This window comes from Caballeronia sp. SBC1 (genome assembly GCF_011493005.1).
Lineage (GTDB): Bacteria > Pseudomonadota > Gammaproteobacteria > Burkholderiales > Burkholderiaceae > Caballeronia.
Genome location: NZ_CP049159.1, coordinates 203,643 through 224,158 on the forward strand (window position 1 = coordinate 203,643; position 20,516 = coordinate 224,158).

Genomic DNA, 20,516 nt, shown 5'->3' on the forward strand with positions numbered 1-20,516 from the left:
GGAAGCTCTCCTCCGGAAGCTCTCCTCCGGCAACCACCCCTCCGGATCCTGCCTTCCTCAGTTTAATTATATGTCATACTGTGAGATATAAAAAGCGGCAATTTACGCGGTAACCTGGGAGGCGCGTTCCAGCCTTGCACCGAGCATAGGAGAGTGCCATGTCGATTCAACACAAAATGCTGTACTCCGACAATAGCGTTGTGAGCGCTTTGTGGCGACCCGTTTGCGATCTCCTGGGTTGCACGTGGCCGATCGTGCTGGCTGGGATGGGTGGGGTTGCGCGCGCAGACCTTGTGACCGCAGTCACGCTGGCCGGAGGCTTTGGCTTTCTTGGGATGGTGCGTGAACCGACAGAATTGATCCGCGACGAGGTCCGGCAAATACGCACACGCACCGATCGCAAGTTCGGCGTCAACTTGATCCCGGCCGCCACTGCCGCCGACCTGCTAGACGCGCAAATCACCACCTGCATTGAACTCGGCGTCCCAGTCGTCGGGTTGTTCTGGGACGTCGTACCTGCTGTCATCCGGCGGCTACGCGATGCGGGGATCCTGGTGATCTACCAGGTCGGTTCGATCGAGGACGCGCGGGCCGCTGAAGCGGCCGGCGCGCAGGTACTGATTGCCCAAGGACAAGAGGCTGGCGGCCATGTCCGCGGCGACCGACCGCTCGGACTGCTGCTGCGCGAGATCGTGGCGGCCACGAGCCTTCCCGTCCTCGCGGCAGGCGGCATCGCAGACGGGGTCGATGTTGCGACCGCCCTCTCCTTCGGTGCCCAGGGAGTCGTGCTCGGCACCGCATTCATCGCCACCGACGAATCCTTCGCTCATACGTATCACAAACAACGCATCGTCGATGCCGCCGAAGATGAAACGCTTCTGACGAACGCGTTCCACATCAACTGGCCGGAAGGCGCACGGGTACGCGTGCTCCCCAACAGCGTCACGCGTGGTCATCGGGGCAATCCATTCTGCACTGTCAAAACCGTAATCGGAGAAGAACAAGGTCGGCCGATCTATCTGTTCAGCACCGACTCACCGCTGTGTTCGATGACGGGCGATTTCGAGGCGATGGCCCTCTACGCCGGTACAGGAGCAGGAAGAGTCAACGCGATTACCGGAGCGGCTGAGCGTCTGCATCGCATCGTGACGGATGCAGCCGCGCTGGTTGGAAGCGGCTCCGAACCTGCGCACGAATCTGTGGCACTGGCCTCCCCCGTGTGCTTTGCCGACGAGATGGACGAGGTACAGATGGGATACGCGAGCCGGGATGAGCTACTCGCGGCCCTGAACGAATTGTTGGAGGCCGAGCGCGCGGGCGCGCAGGTGACGTCGCAAACGGCGGCGGCGATGACCGATTCGCCTGTCAAAGCACTCGTGACGAGCATTTGCCGAGACGAAGCGCGTTGGTGCAATGTACTGACAAGAGCAATTCTGTCGCTACATGGCACGCCCACCCGGCGTACCGGCGCGTTCTATGAAAAGGCGATGGCCATCGGAGATTTGCCGCAACGCATGGCGTTTCTTAATCGCGGGCAGGAGTGGGTGGTGCGCAAGCTACAAACGCTGCTGCCGGGAATCCGCGACGAACATATCCAGAACGATTTTGCCGCCATGCTTGCTTCGCATGAGGCGAACATCAGGCGCGTCCAATCGAATCTTTCCGCACCGGGCGACCGTGAACCGCCGAAGGGCTGACAATCACAATAAGAAAACAACCCTATTCTTCACCCACCGACCTGGACATATCGATGCGCTGGGAAAAAAACTGGCGCAGTGGGCCGCCAACATACGTGCACGTGCGGACACGCCTGCACGCCTCGCCCTGTGGGACTGACATTCTATGAGCTTGGAACGTTCGAACAGCCCGCTGTCATGCTCCGCGTGAAATAGGTCGCAGCCAATCGGCTGTTGCTGGACCCAAGCCTCGACAATCTCGGCAAGGCCTGCGTCCAGGAATCGATCTGGAAGGCGAGCCGACCGATATCATCGATATCGGCTACGCCCTCCCTCGCGCGTCAATGGGCGCCTCGACAACTGTAATTGAGTAATTCTTATCAAGTCGCCGCTCCACGAAACTGGCAAGACGGCGACGATGTGATCATCCGGTTCGCGTTTGATGGTCAATCGAGCATACCCGAACCAAACACTTCCGTATGAACGCGCGGCGCATCGACCTCAAGACGCTCGAGCGCTTGCTTCTGCGCAAGCATGAACGGCATCGGTCCGCATACATAAAAGTCCGCGGTCGCGACAAGTTCATCGTCGACAAGCAAGGACAGGTCGACCCTCCCTGCTGCATCGTAGTCGACGTCGCGAACATCGCCTTCGCCAACCGCTTCGTAATAGATATGCTTCGTTAGATTGCCGTGCGTCGCAACGCGTTGATTGACCCAATCCTTGAACGCATGAACGCTGGCGTCGCGGCACGCGTGTACGAAGACAATTCGGCGCGCTTGCTGGTTCTGGGTGAGCGAGGCTAGCATCGAAATCATCGGCGTGATCCCGACACCGCCGCTGACCAATACCACGGGCGTGCGTTTATCCATTTCGAGCGTAAACACCCCCGCCGGTGCACTGACCTCGACTAGATCGCCGACGCTGACACCGTCATGCAGTACGTTGGAGATGACACCGGGCGAAGCGTCCGCGTTGCCTGATTCGCGTTTCACCGAGATGCGCAGATAGTCGCCGTGCGGCGCATCCGACATGCTGTATTGGCGCGGTTGATCGTAGCCGAGTGCATCAATGTAACGCTTCACACTCACATACTGACCCGGTTTGAAGCTGCCAAGCGGCTCGCCGTCGGCCGGCTGTAGGTAAAACGATGTGATCTCGTCGCTCTCGTGAACCTTGCGGGCGACGTTGAAACGACGAAACCCTTTCCAGTCGGCGCCGTCGTACAGTTTCTTTTCAGCACCGATCATCAGACCTGCCAATTGTGCATACGCAGCCGTCCAGGCATCGACAGTCTCGGTATCCAACGCATCGCCGAGCACTTCGACGATCGACGCCAGCAGATGCTCGCCAACGATGTCATATTGAGCTGGCTCAATATTCAGGCTGACATGCTTGTTCGTGATGTGTGCGACAGCGGGCCCGAGCGCGCCGAGGTCGTCGATATGCGCCGCATAGGCCCATACGGCGCGCGCCAGCGTTTCGGCCTGGTTACCGCTTTTTTGATTCGTTTGATTGAAAACATTCTTCAATTCAGGATGATGCTTAAACATCCGCTGATAGAAATGTCTTGTGATCGTCGCGCCGTGCTGAGCCAGGACGGGAGCCGTGGATTTAACCTTCTGTACCTGTGTCGGGGTGAGTTGCATTAGAAATCCTGTTGTTTAAAGATTCATTTATAGTACATCAATAAGTCTGAAAACGAGGCAGGCGATTTGTCGCAGTAGATGGAAACGGTTGATCAATCAGCGAGCAAACGCCATGAGATCAATGATCGTAGAGCGTGGATCACTACCGTTTTGGGAACAACGATTGATCGCACAAAGATATAATCTGCAGACAAGTTATTGGATCCCCATGCGCCTCACAGACTTTACAGACTACAGCTTGCGGGTGTTGATCTACGCCGCAGTGCACACGGACGAACTCGTCACGATTCAGGAAATCTCGGACGCATTCGGTATTCCGCGCAACCATTTAATGAAGATCGTTCACTTGCTCGGACGGGCTGGATATCTCACCACGTCGAGAGGTCGTAGAGGCGGCCTGCGACTAGGCCGGCCTGCGACGAAGATCATCATCGGTGAAGTGGTGCGCACGATGGAGCCCGACTTTCAGATGGTTGAATGCTTCAATACCGAGGGCAACGGCTGCGTGATCACCGCGGCGTGCGGGCTGCGAGGCGTGCTTGGCAGTGCGCTGCGTGCGTACTTCGACGTGCTCGACAAGTACACGTTGGCAGACCTCGTAGCCGAACGAAGCATGTTGACGCGGTTGCTCAAAGGCGGCCCCGCGGTTCACCCGCTCGTGCACCACCACCGTAAATGAACCGCGATCGTGCATGCGGGTGCATGCACCACCCGATACCAGTGCCGCAACGCCATATCAGACGGCATGACGCGGCCCAGGGAGGGCATTACGACCTAGCGCTTACGAAACCATCGATAAGCGGAGATCGGCGAAAACTCAACGATGTGGTCCAGAATGTTTTGCGCTTAACGACGGATTCCTTGGCGCAAACTTGGCGCAAACCTGTCACCAACGCCAGCGAGCGCAACCGACCCATATACGGTCCAAAACGTTTGTCGAACGGTCAACGCTGCCGGCTTGCATTGTCGCTCGACGAGCGAAAACGATTGACGATCGTCATCAAGTGTTGCCGACGCCATCTGGCACCAATCGAACCTGAAGCGCGAAGGATTTTTCCCCTTCGCAATCAAATACACACTAAGATGTATTATCAAAGAATGTTTTACAGGGGCTTCAATGAAAGTCACCGAACCGGTCGCCGATCCACCACGCCAAGAAGCATCTGACTTGCCAGTCCTTCGACTCGGATTTCGACCATTCTATCTTGGCGGTGCCTTCTTCGGCTCGCTTGCTATCGCGTTCTGGCTGTTCGCCCTTCAGGGCTATCCCGTCGCAGGTCGCTCTGCAGCCCTGAGTGGTCTCCTCTGGCATGCTCACGAAATGATCTTCGGCTTTGTCGCCGCGATCGTGGTGGGTTTTCTGCTCACAGCCGTGCGCGCGTGGACTTTGCTCGACACTCCACGAGGCTTATCGCTCGCGTGGCTCTGGCTCCTTTGGGCGGCTGGGCGTGTACTTGTCTGGACCGGCCCGGAGCCCGTCGCAGCAGTCGTGGATTCCGCCTTCCTGCCGATTGTTGCCGTCGTGTTGTTGCGGGTGCTGATCGCCGCGAACAATCGTCGCAACTTATTCTTGCCTGTAGCGTTGGCGCTCTTCGGGGCACTAAACGCGCTTTTCCATTGGTGGGCGTGGCAAGGCCATGGCGACCTCGCATTGCGCGACGCATACGCCGCGATCGGACTCGTAGTTATGTTCGTGACGGTGATCGCGGGGCGCGTGGTACCGATGTTCACGGTGAATGCCATTCCCGGTTTTTCAATAAAACGCTGGAAACTGATCGAGACCCTCTCCGCACCGGTTGTCATAGTCACCTTTCTCGCGGATGCGCTCCAGACGCCACCCTTGCTGATCGCGGCATGCGCTTGCGCTGCGGCGGTGGTTCATGGCGTCAGGGTTGCGGGATGGCGCTCGTGGCGAGTCGGAATGCGGCCCATTCTCTTGATTCTGCATGTCGCCTATGCGTGGATCCCGGCAGGATTCGTCATGCTCGCGCTGGCAGCCATGGGCGCCGTGCCGCACACGCTTGCGCTCCACGCGTTCAGCGTCGGTGCAATTGGCTGCGCCATCATCGCGATGATCACCCGCACCGCGCTCGGACATACCGGCCGTCCGCTTGTTGCGGGCTGGATGGAGATCGGGAGCTACGGATTAATCATCGCGGCAGGTCTTCTGCGCGTCTTCGGACCGTGGCTAGGGGGCGGTGCGTCGCAAGTCTGGCTCGATGCAGCGGGGCTATGCTGGTTCGCGGCACTGGTTATTTATTTGCTGAAATATGCGCCCTATCTAACTGCGCCAAGGGCAGACGGCAAGCCTGGTTAGCAAAAACCACTAGCCAGAAAGAACTATTTTACGTTGAATCACGTTGTGACATATTCTAATCTATAGTAGATTTCCGGCATTTTCGGCGCATAGACGAGCCAGTCCTGTTCGCCCGGGACGATTGACGACAGCGTGTCCGCCAAACGCTGACGGGTTTCGGTGACGTTTGTTTAAAACCACCAGCCAAGGGAGGCATCGTCCTCACCGACCGGAACGTCAGCACCATGAGCGTATCCATCCCGATGCCGTATGACCACCACGGCTGGCGTCGCTGGCAGCTTGCGACCCATCACAGGGATATCGGCACGCTGCACATATTGGTCGCATTCATCAGTTTCCTTTTCAAGGGCGTTACGCGGATGATGCTCAGAGCAGAACTGTTTGAACCGGGACTGCAGATAATGCGGTCCGAGTTTTTCAATCAACACTTGTCGTTGAACACACCTTCGACAACGGATCAGCACCGACTTGACTTAGGTCAAACGAACATGCCCGGTGTGGCGCGAAGCTACGACCATCGATGAGACACAACCCGCTTCGCGAGGCAAGGAGACACATCCATGGAAGCGAAGCAGAGGCAACTCATATTGGAGATCATCGAATCAGGCCGTGATCTCTCTCTGGCAACACTGCGTGAGGACGGCTACCCTCAAGCCAACGCGATAGGCTACGCCAGCGATGGGCTGACTCTCTTCTTCGGCACGGCACGCACCAGTCAAAAAATCAAAAATATTCTGCGATGCAGCAAAGTATCGCTGACCATCAACATGGCATACAACGATTGGGAACAGATCAGAGGTCTTTCCATGGCTGCGACCGCACACGTGCTGGCAGATGATTCGCCAGAACGTGCGCATGCGATGGACCGGTTGCTCGTGCGTTTCCCAACAGCATGGGACATGTCACCTCCCGCCGAGCCAGGCCAGGTTGTCTTCGTCAAGCTCGTGCCAATCGTCGTCAGTGTGATCGACTACGCGCGAGGTTTTGGTTACAGCGAACTTGTCGAAATATGCGCAGGTGACCTGCCTGGCAAAGCGCCCGAATCTGGAGCGTGCGTGAACTGAAGCAGGATCCTTTTCGCAATACGAACCAAAAATGCATTACTGAAGAAGCACAAAACGTCACCCTCCTTTTTAGGCACCTTTTCCCGTAGTCCCTTCAAACGGGGCTATTGGCACCATAAAGATTCACAAGATATGCATATTTTCTGCATAAACGTCACGCAAATCGAACGTTAGGAGTAGATCGGATGAGCCATTTTGTTGATCGCCTGAAATACTTCTCCACGTCGAGGCCGACCTTCTCAGAAGGTCATGGAATGACGACCCAGGAAGATCGCGGGTGGGAAGACGCCTACCGGCAGCGCTGGCAGCATGACAAGATCGTTCGCTCCACCCACGGCGTTAATTGCACAGGTTCGTGTTCCTGGAAGATCTATGTCAAAAGCGGGATCGTCACCTGGGAAACCCAGCAAACCGATTATCCGCGCACCCGCCCTGATATGCCGAATCACGAACCGCGTGGCTGTGCGCGCGGCGCGTCGTATTCCTGGTACCTCTACAGCGCGAACCGCCTTAAATATCCGCTGATTCGCAGCGCACTGCTCAGGCAGTGGCGCGAAAAACGACTAACGCTAGAACCGGTACAAGCATGGAGCGCCATTGTCGATGACCAGCAAGCCCGTGCCTCGTATACACGTCGCCGTGGCCTGGGTGGCTTCGTCCGTTCAAACTGGGATGAAGTCAACGAGATCATCGCGGCGGCGAACATCCACACGATTAAACGGCATGGTCCGGACCGGATAGTTGGCTTTTCGCCGATACCGGCCATGTCGATGGTGTCCTACGCCGCAGGCAGTCGCTATCTCTCACTGATTGGGGGCGTCAACCTGAGCTTCTACGATTGGTACTGCGACTTGCCGCCCGCCTCGCCGCAAACCTGGGGCGAGCAGACCGACGTTCCCGAATCAGCCGACTGGTACAACTCGACCTTCATCATGATGTGGGGGTCCAACGTACCGCAAACACGTACCCCCGACGCGCACTTCATGACCGAAGTGCGGTATCGCGGCACCAAAGTGGTGTCGATCTTCCCGGACTATGCCGAAGGCGCCAAGTTTGGCGACATCTGGCTGCACCCGAAGCAAGGCACCGATGCCGCGCTTGGTCTTGCCATGGGCCATGTCGTGCTCACCGAGTTCCACGTTGCGGGCAAGAGTGCCTATTTCGCGGACTACTGCCGACGCTTTACCGACATGCCGCTCCTCGTGCGCATCGTTAAACAGGGCGAGCACTTTGTGCCGGAGCGCCTGCTGAGATCAGACGAGTTCGAAGACGCATTGGGTCAAGATAGCAACGCCGCATGGAAAACAGTGGCCATCGACGAATTGAGCGGAAAGCTCGTGACACCAGTGGGATCGATCGGGTTTCGCTGGGGCCAAAAGGAAGGTGGCGATGCCGGCAAATGGAATCTGAAAGAAGAGGACGCACAAGGCGCACCAATTCGCCCGGTGATGTCGTTTGTCGAGGATCACCATGAGGTGATCGAGGTCGCCTTCCCGTATTTCGGCAATGTAGAACATACGCACTTTACGCATACAGGCCATGCCAGCGTATTGCCGCGCCGCGTCGGTGTACGTAAGGTTGCGACCCGCGACGGCGACGTGCTCGTCGCCACGGTATATGACCTGTTCATCGCCAACTATGGTGTGGACCAGGGCCTGGGCGGCGCCAATGTGGCGGCCAGTTTCGACGACGACGTACCCTATACCCCAGCCTGGCAGGAGAAAATTACGGGCGTCAAGCGCAATGAGGTCATCGCCGTTGCGCGCGAATTCGCCGACAACGCCCACAAGACCGAGGGCAAATCGATGGTGATCCTCGGCGCTGGCTTGAACCACTGGTTCAACATGGACATGAGCTACCGTTCGATCATTAACCTGCTCGTCATGTGCGGGTGCGTCGGCAAATCGGGTGGTGGCTGGTCTCACTATGTTGGCCAGGAAAAGCTTCGTCCGCAAACGGGATGGTTGCCGCTTGCGTTCGCCACCGACTGGCACCGACCGCCGCGCTTTATGAACGGGACCTCATTTTTCTACGCGCATACGGACCAGTGGCGCTATGAAACCATGAGGGTTACCGAGTTGCTGTCGCCGCTGGTCGATGGCAGCCAGTTTGCCGAGAGTCCGATCGATTACAACGTCCGTGCCGAGCGCATGGGCTGGTTGCCTTCCGCGCCGCAGTTCAAGACCAATCCGCTTAAAGTCGGCCGGGCGGCAGCCGGATCGGATGCCGCTGCCTACGTCGCGAAGGGACTCAAGGACGGCTCGCTTGAGATGTCATGCGTGGACCCCGACGCACCGGAAAACTTCCCGAGAAACCTGTTTGTCTGGCGCTCGAACCTGCTCGGCTCGTCGGGTAAAGGGCACGAGTATTTCCTCAAACATTTGCTCGGCGCCGAGCACGGCGTGCAGGGAAAAGACCTGGGAGCCACCGCCGGCATCTTGCCCAAAGAAGTGAAATGGCACGATCAAGCGCCGCAGGGCAAGCTTGACCTGGTCGTGACACTCGATTTCAGAATGTCGACCACGTGCCTCTATTCGGACATCGTTCTGCCGACTGCGACCTGGTACGAAAAGGACGACATGAACACGTCAGACATGCATCCGTTCATCCATCCGCTGTCCGCTGCCGTCGATCCTGCGTGGCAGTCCAAGAGCGATTGGGAAATCTACAAGGGCATCGCGCAGAAATTCTCTGAATTGACCGTTGGTCATCTGGGCATAGAACACGATGTGGTGCTCTCGCCGCTTCAGCATGACAGCCCTGGGGAAATCGCACAAACCGATGGGGTCGCCGACTGGGGTCACAACGAATGCGAGCCCATTCCAGGCAAGACCATGGCGAGCGTCGTGACCGTCGAGCGGGATTATCCCAATACCTATCGAAAATTCACGTCGGTCGGGCCGCTGCTTGATTCACTCGGCAACGGCGGCAAGGGCATCACATGGCAAACCGGCGAAGAGATCGAACAGCTTCGCGCACTGAATTATCCTGTCACTGACGAAGGCGTGTCACACGGACGTCCCCAGATTCTTTCGGCCATCAATGCTGCTGAGGTGATCCTGTCGCTCGCTCCCGAAACCAATGGCGCGGTCGCGGTCAAGGCCTGGCAGGCTCTGTCGGCACTCACCGGCACCGACCACACTCATCTCGCGCGCGCACGCGAAGACGAGAAAATTCGCTTTCGTGATATTCAGGCGCAGCCGCGCAAAATCATTTCGTCGCCGACGTGGAGCGGGATCGAATCCGAGCATGTCTCATACAGCGCAAGCTATACGAACGTGCATGAACTGATTCCTTGGCGCACCCTTTCGGGACGTCAACAGCTCTATCAGGATCACGTGTGGATGCGCGATTTTGGTGAGTCGCTGTGCGTGTACAAACCACCGATCGATACACGCAGTACGGTGGGGATGGAGGGTAGCCGATCGAACGGGAACCTCGAAATTGCACTCAACTTTCTGACACCTCATCAGAAATGGGGCATTCATAGCACCTACACCGACAATCTGTTGATGCTGACGCTCTCGCGCGGTGGCCCCATCGTCTGGATCTCCGAGATCGATGCCAGAAAAATTGGCGTGGTCGATAACGACTGGATCGAAGCCTTCAATTTGAACGGAGCGCTGACAGCCCGCGCAGTCGTGAGCCAGCGTATTCCCGTGGGCGCCGTCATGATGTATCACGCGCAGGAAAAGATCATCAACACGCCTGGGTCCGAAGTCACCGGCGTACGCGGGATTCACAATTCGGTCACGCGCATCATGCCGAAGCCGACCCATATGATCGGCGGTTATGCGCAGCTTTCCTACGGTTTCAATTATTACGGCACGGTCGGCTCCAATCGCGACGAATTTGTGATCGTACGCAAAATGAACACAGTCGACTGGAAGGATGAGTCGACGCCGTCGTCGGTGCTGTCGTCGGCAGAGGCTGCCCGTCACCAACACACGCTCGCCCATGGCGCCCCCACGCTTGCGATGGCCGACGATGAGTCAGGAGATAAAAAATGAAAATCCGCGCTCAGATCGGCATGGTCATGAATCTGGACAAATGCATCGGCTGCCATACGTGTTCGGTCACTTGCAAAAACGTCTGGACCTCGCGCGAGGGGATGGAATATGCCTGGTTCAACAATGTCGAGACCAAGCCCGGCATTGGTTACCCCAAGGATTGGGAAAACCAGGATCGCTGGAACGGTGGATGGAAGCGCAAGACGAACGGCAAGATCGAGCTTCGCGCCGGTAGCAAGTGGCGTGTGCTCGCGACTATTTTCGGCAACCCGAACCTGCCGGAAATAGACGACTACTATGAGCCGTTCACCTTCGACTACGCGCATTTGCACGACGCGCCGGACGTCAAGGTTGGACCGGTTGCCCGGCCCCGATCGCTGATCACCGGCGAGCGGATGGAGAAAATCGAGTGGGGCCCGAACTGGGAAGAAATCCTCGGTGGTGAATTCGAAAAGCGTAAGCAGGACTACAACTTTGACCAGGTGCAAACGGACATCTACGGGGAGTTCGAGAACACCTTCATGATGTATCTGCCGCGACTCTGCGAGCACTGCCTGAACCCTGCCTGCGTCGCGTCCTGCCCTTCCGGCGCGATTTACAAGCGCGAGGAAGACGGCATCGTCCTGATCGATCAGGACAAGTGCCGAGGCTGGCGCATGTGCGTGTCGGGATGTCCATACAAGAAAATCTACTACAACTGGCAAAGCGGCAAGTCAGAGAAGTGCATCTTCTGCTATCCGCGCATTGAGGCAGGCCAGCCAACGGTATGCTCGGAAACCTGCGTCGGGCGAATTCGCTATCTTGGCGTCTTGCTGTACGACGCCGACCGGATCCAGGAAGCTGCGTCGGTCGAAGACCCACAGGATCTGTACGAAGCACAGCTTTCCATCTTCCTCGATCCAAACGATCCGGCAGTGCGTGAGCAGGCCGCTCGGGATGGCGTGCCGGACAACTGGCTTGAAGCAGCGCGTCATTCACCGGTGTACAAAATGGCGATGGAGTGGAAGATCGCCTTCCCGCTGCACCCCGAATACCGGACCTTGCCGATGGTCTGGTATGTCCCTCCCCTGTCGCCCATCAACTCAGCGACCAACGACGGCCGCCTCGGCATGAAGGGACTGCTCCCCGATGTCGATTCGTTGCGCATCCCCCTGCGTTACCTGGCCAACTTGCTGACGGCGGGACGCGAAGCGCCCGTGCGCCTCGCACTCAAGCGAATGCTCGCCATGCGCGCATTCATGCGCGAGCGCCACGTAGAGCGTCGTGAAAGTCCGGAACTGCTCGCTGAGGTCGATCTGAGCACCGCGCAAGTTGACGAGATGTATCGCTATCTTGCGATCGCCAATTACGAGGACCGCTTTGTCATTCCGACGGCACATCGTGAATATGCTGAAGATGCTTTCGACCTGCGCGCATCGTGCGGTTTCTCGTTCGGCAATGGGTGTTCAGATGGCACGACTGAAACCAGCCTGTTTGGCGGCCGCAAGGGCATCGGCAAGGACCGAAAGACGATTCCGATCCGCGCGGCGGGTGAGTAATGGACAACAACGGACCGATTTTTAGCATGTTGAGCGCGCTGCTCGACTATCCGGATGAATCTCTCGTTGAGGGACTGGCCGAGATTCGTACGTCAATGGCACGGCATCGGGCCTTTGCACCCGCCACACGTGACGCTTTGATCGCGCTGGTCGACCAGTTGGCGTCGCGACCCCTGCTGGACCTGCAGGAAGACTATGTTGAAACGTTTGATCGAGGCCGGGCAATGTCCCTTTACTTGTTCGAGCATGTCCATGGCGAGTCACGCGAGCGGGGACAAGCCATGGTCGATTTGCTTGCGATGTACGAAGCAAAAGGGCTGTTTCTCGGCGGAGGCGAGTTGCCTGACTATCTGCCCGTCTTCCTGGAATTTCTCGCACACGAAACACCCGCAAAGGCGCGGTCGCTGCTAGCTGAAATCGCCGACATCAACCGGCAAATTGCGACGAAGCTCGCCGAGCGCGGTAGCGCTTACTTCGCGGTAGTGGCCGCCTTGCTGCCGCTGGCAGGCGAGGCGCCGCTGGACGTCACGGCGCCCGCGCACGTAGCGGACTCGGAGATCGATGGCGAAGCGCTCGATCGCGAGTGGCAGGACACACCCGTCAGTTTCCTGGGCGCGCAAGCCCCTGTTTCAACGCAACCTCAGCCTATCCAGTTTCATGAAAAACGACCACCGCGGTAGTCCCGCAAAGCGGGACACCGTGTTCAAAAGCATGTTTCTCGTTGGAGATGCCTCATGAGTCAGCACTTCATCAATTCGCTTTTGTTTGGCATTTATCCCTATGTCTGTCTCGCGATCTGGCTGCTTGGCAGCCTGATCCGCTTCGATCGGGAACAGTACACCTGGAAGAGCGATTCCTCGCAACTGCTCAGACGCCGGCAACTACGCCTGGGGAGCAATCTGTTTCACATCGGTGTACTGATCGTCATTGCCGGCCACTTCGCAGGCTTTCTGGCGCCGCACTGGATGGTGTCGCCATTTCTGAACGCCTCACAACATCAATTCATTGCAATGGCTGGAGGCGGTAGTGCCGGCATTGTTGCAATCATCGGCTTAACGATTCTGCTGTATCGACGGCTATCGGACCCGCGAATTCGCATCAATAGCGCGCACGCGGATATTCTGGTCCTGGTCATATTGTGGTTGCAGCTTGCGCTCGGACTTTCCACCGTCCCGCTTTCATTGGCCCACATGGACGGGGTCATGTTCGAAACGCTGAGCACCTATGTCAAGGGAATCGTCACGTTCCAATCCGTCGCCGATCTCATTGCCCCGGTGCCGCTCGTCTACAAAATTCATATTGTGCTGGGCTTCACGATCTTCCTCATTTCTCCATTCACGCGTCTTGTTCATATATGGAGTGGCATGGCAACCGTAGCCTATTTGTTTCGGCCGCACCAGATCGTGCGTAAGCGCTAACGCGAGGAAAATCACATGTCTTCAAACACGATTGACACATCGGCGGTATCAGACCTGGTTGAGCTCAGTGTCAACGGCGTCCTGATCGATGCAGCCGCAATTGATACCGAATCTGCGTCCCACCTGAATGAAGCCGATCCAGACAGGGCCGCACGTCTGGCATTGGTGGTGCGTGAGTTGCTCACACAGCGAGCCGTGACGATGGGTTTGCTTGTGGCGCACGCCGAACTCGATGATCAGGTCACTGACCGCCTGCTGGAACTGGAATGTGCGACTCCCGTGCCATCCGATGAGGAATGTCTGCGCTACTACGCGGCAAATTCGCAGAAGTTTCGCAGTCCCGACCTGGTCTTTGCGCGCCACATCCTCTTTGCGCTGACAGACAAGTCCGCCATGACCCAGGTTCGCGCCCGCGCGGAAGAGGCGCATCGAGAACTCGTTCAGCATCCCGATCGGTTCGAGGCGCTCGCCAACACCCTGTCAAACTGCCCGTCCGGTCAGGTCGGTGGAAATCTCGGCCAGTTGACCCGCGGTGAGAGCGTGCCCGAATTCGAGAAGGCAATTTTCGACAGCAAACAGGTCGGCCTGCTGACGGGGCTCGTCAACACGCGCTATGGCTTTCATATCGTGTTGGTGGAGCGCCGGATCGAGGGACTCGCGCTGCCATACGAAGCAGTACGAGAAACCATCGGACGCTATCTTCTTGAGCATGTTCGGCATAAGTCGATTCAGCAATATTTGACGCTGCTGGCCGCAAACGCCGATCTGCGTGGCATCACATTGGATGTACGCCCCGGTTTGTTGTTGCAATAGTGATTTGCGGTGGGGTTTACAGCGAATCAGCATCCGCATTTGATACGCGCCCATCGCCCCTACCTTGATCGATGACGTCCACTTGTAGCCATCATCGTTATCGTCCTGCTCTGGAGCAGTTATGAGTTCACGAAAAAGTCCAATGTTGGTGTTAAGTGTCACGACTTTGGCATTTTTGGTCTGCTTCGTCGTCTGGATGATGTTCGGCGTGCTCGGCATCGAGCTACGAACCGAGCTTGAGCTGAACAGCACGGAGTTCGGATTGCTCACGGCCACGCCGGTTCTGACCGGCGCACTATTGCGCGTGCCGTTGGGGATTTGGACGGACCGTTTTGGCGGTCGCGTGGTGATGACGCTATTGCTGGTCCTCTGCGCCGTCCCTGTGTTCCTGATCGCATACGCGACGGCGTTCTGGCAATTCCTTGCAATCGGCCTGTGTCTTGGCGCGGTCGGCGCATCGTTTGCGGTAGGGACGCCCTATGTCGCGCGGTTCTTCCCGCCCGAAAAACGTGGCTTTGCGATGGGATTCTTTGGCGCCGGCACGGCCGGCGCCGCGGTAAATTTATTCATCACGCCTTCGCTGCAGGCGGCCTACGGCTGGCGCGCTGTCCCGAAGATCTATGCGCTCGCGCTCCTCGTCACGGCGCTGATCTTCTGGCTGGGCTCCGCGACCGACCCGGGCGCAGGGAAATCGTCCGGGCCATGGTACAAGCAGTTCGAGGTTCTGAAGAATCCAAAGATATGGAAGTACTGCCAGTACTACTCGATCTGCTTCGGTGGGTTCACCGCGCTGTCACTGTGGGTCCCGCAATATCTGAAGGGTGAATTCGGCTTTTCGGTTGTCACCGCCGCGGCGTTAGCCGCCGGTTTTTCGCTGCCGGGATCGGTATTGCGCGCGCTGGGTGGCACCTTGTCCGACCGCTTTGGTGCGCATCAGGTGACGTGGTGGGGCTTGTGGGTCGCGTGGGTATGTCTGTTCCTGTTGTCGTACCCGGATACCTCTTTCGTGGTGAGCACGCTCGGCGGCCCGCGCAGCTTTCATATCCATCTGGGTGTCCCGGTCTTCATCGGACTTCTTTTCATTCTTGGCGCGGTCTTCGCGTTCGGTATGGCCTCGACGTTCAAGTACGTCGCCGACGACTTTCCGGAGCAAATGGGTGTCGTCACCGGCATCGTTGGACTGGCTGGTGGATTGGGTGGCTTCCTGCTGCCAATCCTTTTCGGTGTGGTTCTTGATTGGCTCGGCGTTCGCTCGAGTTGCTTCATGTTTCTGTACGGCATCGTCTGGGTGTCGCTGATTCTGCTGTATCAATCCAGCGTCCGACAGGTCCGCATCGACGGAACAGTTCCGCAGTGACTGTAAAAGAGCCAACGTACTGCGCCCTACCGACACGACACCACATGGACCACTGATGATGAGTATTTCAAGTTTTGATGAGCTGATTCGCGTCGCGCGGCAACAACCTGAACCTCAGCGTTTGCTATTCGTATTTACCACAGCTGAGTTGCCTGGGGACTCTACGCCCGAACAGCGGGCCCGCTTCGAAGCTGGTGAGGGTGGCGCGCTGACGCCACTGATGTGCGTGGACAAAACGCTCGAAGAACTCGGCACGTTTAGCGACCTGGTCGAAGAATCGCGACAGGTTCTCCAGGAATGGGCAATCGTCTTCGTCGCCGCTCTCTCCGGTAAAAACGGGCGTGTGCCGCAGGCTGAGGATGCCGAAGCGCCGTTGAACAGGATGGTGGAATCTATCAAAGCGGGAACTGTCGGCATGTTTATTCCATTCGATACACATGGTCAGGCAGTGCTACTTGCTCCACCCTGAACAGATCTCTCATTGACTGCAATGGCCTCGACGATGACACGTTCCCCATGAAGAGGATCAGAACGCAAAGAAACGATTGCTTGAGCTACACGGTGACGGAATCGCGCGACACCCGGCAAACTGACAGGCATCAAGCCGTGCCCGAGAAGTCACGAAACAGCCGGCTTTCGATGCCAGGAGCAGGTAAGGAATGAGCATGAACGAGAAGCCGACTAACGATTGGGACCCGAGGTCCGAGGCCGTCACGCACGATCAGGTTGCGGCGTATGATGAAATGCGGCACCGTTGTCCCGTCGCGCACAGTGACTACCTGAACTTATCCCTATTCCGCCATGACGATGTCATGCGCGTGCTCAACGATCCTGAAACGTTCAGTAGTGCGGTCTCGAGCTATCTCTCCGTGCCCAATGGCATGGATCCTCCTGAGCACACCCAGTACAGAACCATTGTCGAGCCTTATTTCAGCCCGCAGCGGATGGCGGTCTTTGAGCCGGTGTGCCGGGACATTGCCGCCACTCTGGTAAATGGACTTTCGAGAGGCCGCGAGCTCGAATTTAACGCTCAGTTTGCACAAGACTTTGCGATGAACATCCAGTGCGCTTTTCTGGGTTGGCCACAGGAACTACGCGCGCCACTGCTTCACTGGATTCGCAAAAATCGTGAAGCCACACTAACGGGTGACAGAATCGCTCTCGACCGGGTGGCCGTCGAATTTGACACCTACATCAAGGGCTTGCTTGCGCAACGGCGGCAATCGGGCGCGGAAGCACAAGACGACATCACGACCAGCCTGCTACGTGAGCGGATCGGGGACCGGCTGCTGCACGACGACGAAATTGTCAGCGTCCTGCGCAACTGGACCGTCGGCGAACTTGGGACGATTGCGGCGTGTATCGGAATTCTCGCTCATTACCTTGCCGAACATCCCGATGTCCAGCAGCGGTTGCGGGAGCAGCCATCGGTATTGCCAAAGGCCATCGACGAAATACTCCGGATCCGGGCACCACTCATCGCCAACCGCCGCATCAGTACCAAGTCGGTGAAAATCGGCGGTCACGAGGTACCCGTCGGCCAGCGAATCACGCTCATCTGGGCATCATCGAACCGGGACGAGACGGTTTTTGGTGACCCCGACGAGTTCCGGCTTGACCGCGATCCGGCCAGTAACCTCCTATACGGATCCGGCATCCATGTTTGTCCGGGTGCGCCGCTCGCGCGGCTAGAACTGCGTGTTGGCATGGAAGAACTGCTTGAGCGCACCAACTGGATTGCGCTCGTGCCGGGCAGCCCCCTCACGAAAGCCGTGTATCCGGCTGCTGGTTTTTCTGCATTGCCATTGCGCATCGAGTGAGTACCCTAGTGCTCGACCACGCGGGCACTCAAAGTCCCATCGCCCCCTTGAAACGATCAGGAGTGACATCATGGAAGAAACGCCCGCGCTTGCTGAATGGATAATCGAACAGACGGCTGACGCCGTTATCTATGCCGACCCTGCCGGTACCATCGTGCGCTGGAACCGTGCTGCCACGGCGCTGTTCGGCTACAGTGCCGCGGAGGCGCTAGGCCAGAACCTTGATCTGATCATCCCGGAACATCTGCGGGCCGCACACTGGCGCGGCTTCGAAGCGGCGATGACAAGTGGTCGTACAAGGCTGCATGGTCGCGCGACGTTGACCCGTGCGATCAGCAAGACAGGTCAGAAGCTTTACGTCGAAATGACGTTCGCGATGGTGAACAATCAGGAGGGTGAAGTGCTTGGCTCGGTTGCAATCGCCCGGGACGTCACCGCGCGGGTTGAACATGAAAAATCTGTCTCTAGCCACAACGGCGTAATGTAGTACGGCATGACTTCATTGCGCCGGTCACTTCGGATGCGGTCGCTATATCAAGCGGTAGCCGACCCTTTATGAGCATTCTCAAGAAGCCGCGATATTTGCCAATTTTGGCGGCCCCAGTCACATGTTACGTTACCGCGCACGTCCGTTTTGACAGGTTCAGATGCGCTCGAGTCCGCCCCGGTCGACAATGTTTATCTGCTTGCCGCGCACCTCGATCAAGCTCGCCTTCAGGAACTTTGAAAAAGAGCGGCTAACCGTTTCAAGCTGTAAGCCCAGGTAGCTGCCCATTTCGTCACGTGTCATACGAAGATGGAATTTCGCCGGCGAATAGCCGACGCGCTGCAGCCGCGCAGAGATGTTCAGGCGCGCACGCCCTGGTTGACGAGCGCACGGGAAAAAGCGTCCCCAGTCGATGGCCGGATTGCGGTGCGGCTGGTCGGCGGCGAGCAGGTATTTGTCTTCGATGAAGAGCAGCGAGTCGCGCACGAGCGGCGGCACGGCTTCGAAGCTCTCGTAGGCGCGCTGCGGGTAGCGCGTATGGAACAGCGTCGCACCGTTCGCGCCGCGCAGCACGATGCCCGTCTGGGCCTTTTCCTCATAAGGGAGGAAAAGGCCGTCATCGGCGAGTGAAATCATGCGCGCCGAATCGCGCGCCTGCGCAGCAATGGCAAAGCGCGCTTTTCGAGCCGCTCGGTGAACGCAGGGAGCTCCGCATAGCCGAGCCGCACGTCGTAAGGACCATTCGTCGCGGGAAAGCGGTACTGTGGCTCGCCCCGGCTCGACCGCGAAGCCGATATCGCGCGTGAGCTCGGAGAGATAGCGCGCCTGCAGTCGCAAGGTGTCGATTTCGATCTGGACGATGCGCACCACGATGGCGATGGCCGCCAGAATCACGACGACGAAACTCCACTTGATCCACCGCCAGACTGAACCGGCATGGGTGGCAGGAAGATGAGAGCTGACCGACGGGCGGTTCATGGTTATTCTGCCTGAGATCGCGTCAGAATCGCGAAGTACACGTCGGAGATAGTCTATCTCGCCTGGTCGGTTCGTGCGGGGCCGTGTCGTACGACGGCGGTGACCGGGGCGATGCAGTTGCGCTCACCGGCGCACGCAGGCGGCACCGAATCGCCGATCACCAGTTCGTCAAATGCGCGGTTGTGCGGGAGTTTATCGCCGATGCACTTCCCTTCACTTTTAAAAGAAGGAGGTGCCAGGCGTATCGGTGAGCGTGGTGTTGTGGAGATCGGAGAAGCCAAAGGACGGCGACACCGCGCGCCTTGCGGGGGAATGCCCGTCAAGCCATTCGTTCCATGCGCGCCACAACGAGCCTTCGCGCTGCCGGACGGGCGCGGCCCACTCGTCGGGGCCGATGCTTATACCGCCTTTGCGGCCCTGCGTGACCCTGACGACCAAATGCAGGCCGTTCAGCACGACCTCGATACAGCCCTCATGAATCCAGCGTTGCGTATACCGGTTGCGTATTCCACGCAAAGTGAACAGCCATTCCAGGGCAAAGTGAATCGTGATTCCACGGCAAAGTGAACAAGGATTCCACGCCATCGCGAACAAGCGGAGCGTAGCGACGCGGGACCTTTACCTTTTTACTCGGACTGCGGCTTTGCGGTCAATCGACTGCGCGTCTTGCGTAGCGATTCGCCCGCGAGCGTGATGCGATGAGCGTTGTGCACGAGTCGGTCAAGGATCGCGTCGGCGACGGTGGGTTCGCCGATTGCCTCATGCCAGTGCTCCACTGGAATTTGGCTGGTGGCCAGCGTGGATCGGTGTCCGTGCCGGTCATCGAGCACCTCCAGCAGGTCGCGCCGCGCGGAATCGGTCAGCGGCGCCATTGCCAGATCGTCGAGAATCACGAGATCCGTCTTGGCAAGTTGTGCGAGCCATCGCGCATAGCGCCCGCTGCCGTGTGCAATCGCCAGTTCGTCGTTTAGTTTCGGCACGCGCAGATAGCAGGCGGAGAACCCCTGGCGGCACGCCTGGATGGCGAAGGCGCAGCCCAACCAACTCTTGCCGAGACCAGTCGGACCAACCAGGATAAGGTTCTGCCTCTCCCGAAGCCACTCACCGGTCAGCAGCCGGGCGGTGAGCGCCCGGTCCAGGCCGCGAGGGGTGCGATAGTCGATGTCCTCGGGCGACGCGTCGGGGACCTTCAGTCTGGCCCGACGCAGCCGGGCCGCCGTTTGTCGCGAGTCACGTTCACTGGATTCACGCTCGACCAGCAGCCCCAGACGTTCTTCAAAGCCCAGCCGGTCAATGCCGTCCTGGGACTGTTGCTCGGCAAGCGCCGCCGCCATGCCGGGCAGGCGCAGCGCGTGTAGTTTGTCGACAGTGGGATGATGCAGCATATAG

At 58.1% G+C, this 20,516-nt stretch carries 17 protein-coding genes and 1 pseudogene; 14 read left to right on the plus strand and 4 right to left on the minus strand.

Annotated elements, in window-relative coordinates; translation table 11 throughout:
- The first annotated feature begins 158 nt into the window (after nt 1–158).
- Complete coding sequence (locus tag SBC1_RS35895) at nt 159–1,697, plus strand: nitronate monooxygenase (RefSeq protein ID WP_165105425.1); 1,539 nt, start codon at nt 159–161, stop codon at nt 1,695–1,697.
- A gap of 425 nt (nt 1,698–2,122) precedes the next feature.
- Here SBC1_RS35895 and hmpA read toward each other — a convergent pair whose 3' ends face one another.
- On the minus strand, nt 2,123–3,325 hold the full coding sequence (gene hmpA, locus SBC1_RS35900) for an NO-inducible flavohemoprotein (RefSeq protein WP_165105423.1): 1,203 nt from the start codon (nt 3,323–3,325) through the stop codon (nt 2,123–2,125).
- 208 nt (nt 3,326–3,533) lie between these two features.
- Between hmpA and SBC1_RS35905 the strand changes: the two genes are divergently transcribed.
- The 13 genes and pseudogenes from SBC1_RS35905 (at nt 3,534) to SBC1_RS35965 (ending at nt 18,149) form a co-directional block, all read left to right on the plus strand.
- Complete coding sequence (locus tag SBC1_RS35905; RefSeq protein ID WP_165105420.1) at nt 3,534–4,004, plus strand: Rrf2 family transcriptional regulator; 471 nt, start codon at nt 3,534–3,536, stop codon at nt 4,002–4,004.
- Between the two features lie 438 nt (nt 4,005–4,442).
- A complete protein-coding gene (locus SBC1_RS35910; RefSeq protein WP_165989177.1) occupies nt 4,443–5,642 on the plus strand; it encodes an NnrS family protein in 1,200 nt (399 codons plus the stop codon).
- Between the two features lie 224 nt (nt 5,643–5,866).
- Nucleotides 5,867–6,067, plus strand: a pseudogene (locus SBC1_RS35915) (cytochrome c oxidase subunit I); the annotation flags it as partial.
- A gap of 135 nt (nt 6,068–6,202) precedes the next feature.
- Nucleotides 6,203–6,706 (plus strand): pyridoxamine 5'-phosphate oxidase family protein, encoded by a 504-nt coding sequence (locus SBC1_RS35920; protein ID WP_165105412.1) that lies wholly within the window; start codon nt 6,203–6,205, stop codon nt 6,704–6,706.
- A 185-nt stretch (nt 6,707–6,891) separates the two neighbouring features.
- Nucleotides 6,892–10,716, plus strand: a complete 3,825-nt coding sequence (locus tag SBC1_RS35925) for a nitrate reductase subunit alpha (protein WP_165105409.1) — start codon at nt 6,892–6,894, stop codon at nt 10,714–10,716.
- Nucleotides 10,713–12,254, plus strand: a complete 1,542-nt coding sequence (narH, locus tag SBC1_RS35930; RefSeq protein ID WP_165105399.1) for a nitrate reductase subunit beta — start codon at nt 10,713–10,715, stop codon at nt 12,252–12,254. Before SBC1_RS35925 ends, narH begins: the two co-directional genes overlap by 4 nt.
- Nucleotides 12,254–12,934 carry a nitrate reductase molybdenum cofactor assembly chaperone gene (narJ, locus tag SBC1_RS35935; RefSeq protein WP_165105388.1) on the plus strand — a complete coding sequence of 227 codons (681 nt, stop codon included), beginning with the start codon at nt 12,254–12,256 and terminating at the stop codon, nt 12,932–12,934. Before narH ends, narJ begins: the two co-directional genes overlap by 1 nt.
- A gap of 54 nt (nt 12,935–12,988) precedes the next feature.
- Complete coding sequence (gene narI / locus SBC1_RS35940; protein WP_165105383.1) at nt 12,989–13,672, plus strand: respiratory nitrate reductase subunit gamma; 684 nt, start codon at nt 12,989–12,991, stop codon at nt 13,670–13,672.
- Between the two features lie 15 nt (nt 13,673–13,687).
- Entirely contained in the window at nt 13,688–14,485 is a 798-nt protein-coding gene (locus SBC1_RS35945; protein WP_165105372.1) for a peptidylprolyl isomerase, read from the plus strand.
- 142 nt (nt 14,486–14,627) lie between these two features.
- Entirely contained in the window at nt 14,628–15,842 is a 1,215-nt protein-coding gene (locus SBC1_RS35950; protein WP_165105368.1) for a nitrate/nitrite transporter, read from the plus strand.
- 58 nt (nt 15,843–15,900) lie between these two features.
- The gene (locus SBC1_RS35955) at nt 15,901–16,311 is read left to right on the plus strand and encodes a ribonucleotide reductase subunit alpha (protein WP_165106534.1); all 411 of its coding nucleotides are present in this window, start codon (nt 15,901–15,903) and stop codon (nt 16,309–16,311) included.
- Nucleotides 16,312–16,501: 190 nt separating this feature from the next.
- Nucleotides 16,502–17,662 (plus strand): cytochrome P450, encoded by a 1,161-nt coding sequence (locus tag SBC1_RS35960; protein WP_370469730.1) that lies wholly within the window; start codon nt 16,502–16,504, stop codon nt 17,660–17,662.
- 70 nt (nt 17,663–17,732) lie between these two features.
- Nucleotides 17,733–18,149 carry a PAS domain S-box protein gene (locus SBC1_RS35965; protein ID WP_165105363.1) on the plus strand — a complete coding sequence of 139 codons (417 nt, stop codon included), beginning with the start codon at nt 17,733–17,735 and terminating at the stop codon, nt 18,147–18,149.
- 156 nt (nt 18,150–18,305) lie between these two features.
- Here SBC1_RS35965 and SBC1_RS39685 read toward each other — a convergent pair whose 3' ends face one another.
- From SBC1_RS39685 to istB, 3 genes are all read right to left on the minus strand, one after another.
- Entirely contained in the window at nt 18,306–19,127 is an 822-nt protein-coding gene (locus tag SBC1_RS39685; RefSeq protein ID WP_165105360.1) for a helix-turn-helix domain-containing protein, read from the minus strand.
- 219 nt (nt 19,128–19,346) lie between these two features.
- Nucleotides 19,347–19,643 (minus strand): hypothetical protein, encoded by a 297-nt coding sequence (locus SBC1_RS35975; RefSeq protein WP_165989179.1) that lies wholly within the window; start codon nt 19,641–19,643, stop codon nt 19,347–19,349.
- Nucleotides 19,644–19,753: 110 nt separating this feature from the next.
- Entirely contained in the window at nt 19,754–20,512 is a 759-nt protein-coding gene (gene istB, locus SBC1_RS35980) for an IS21-like element helper ATPase IstB (RefSeq protein WP_165987049.1), read from the minus strand.
- Nucleotides 20,513–20,516: the final 4 nt, after the last annotated feature.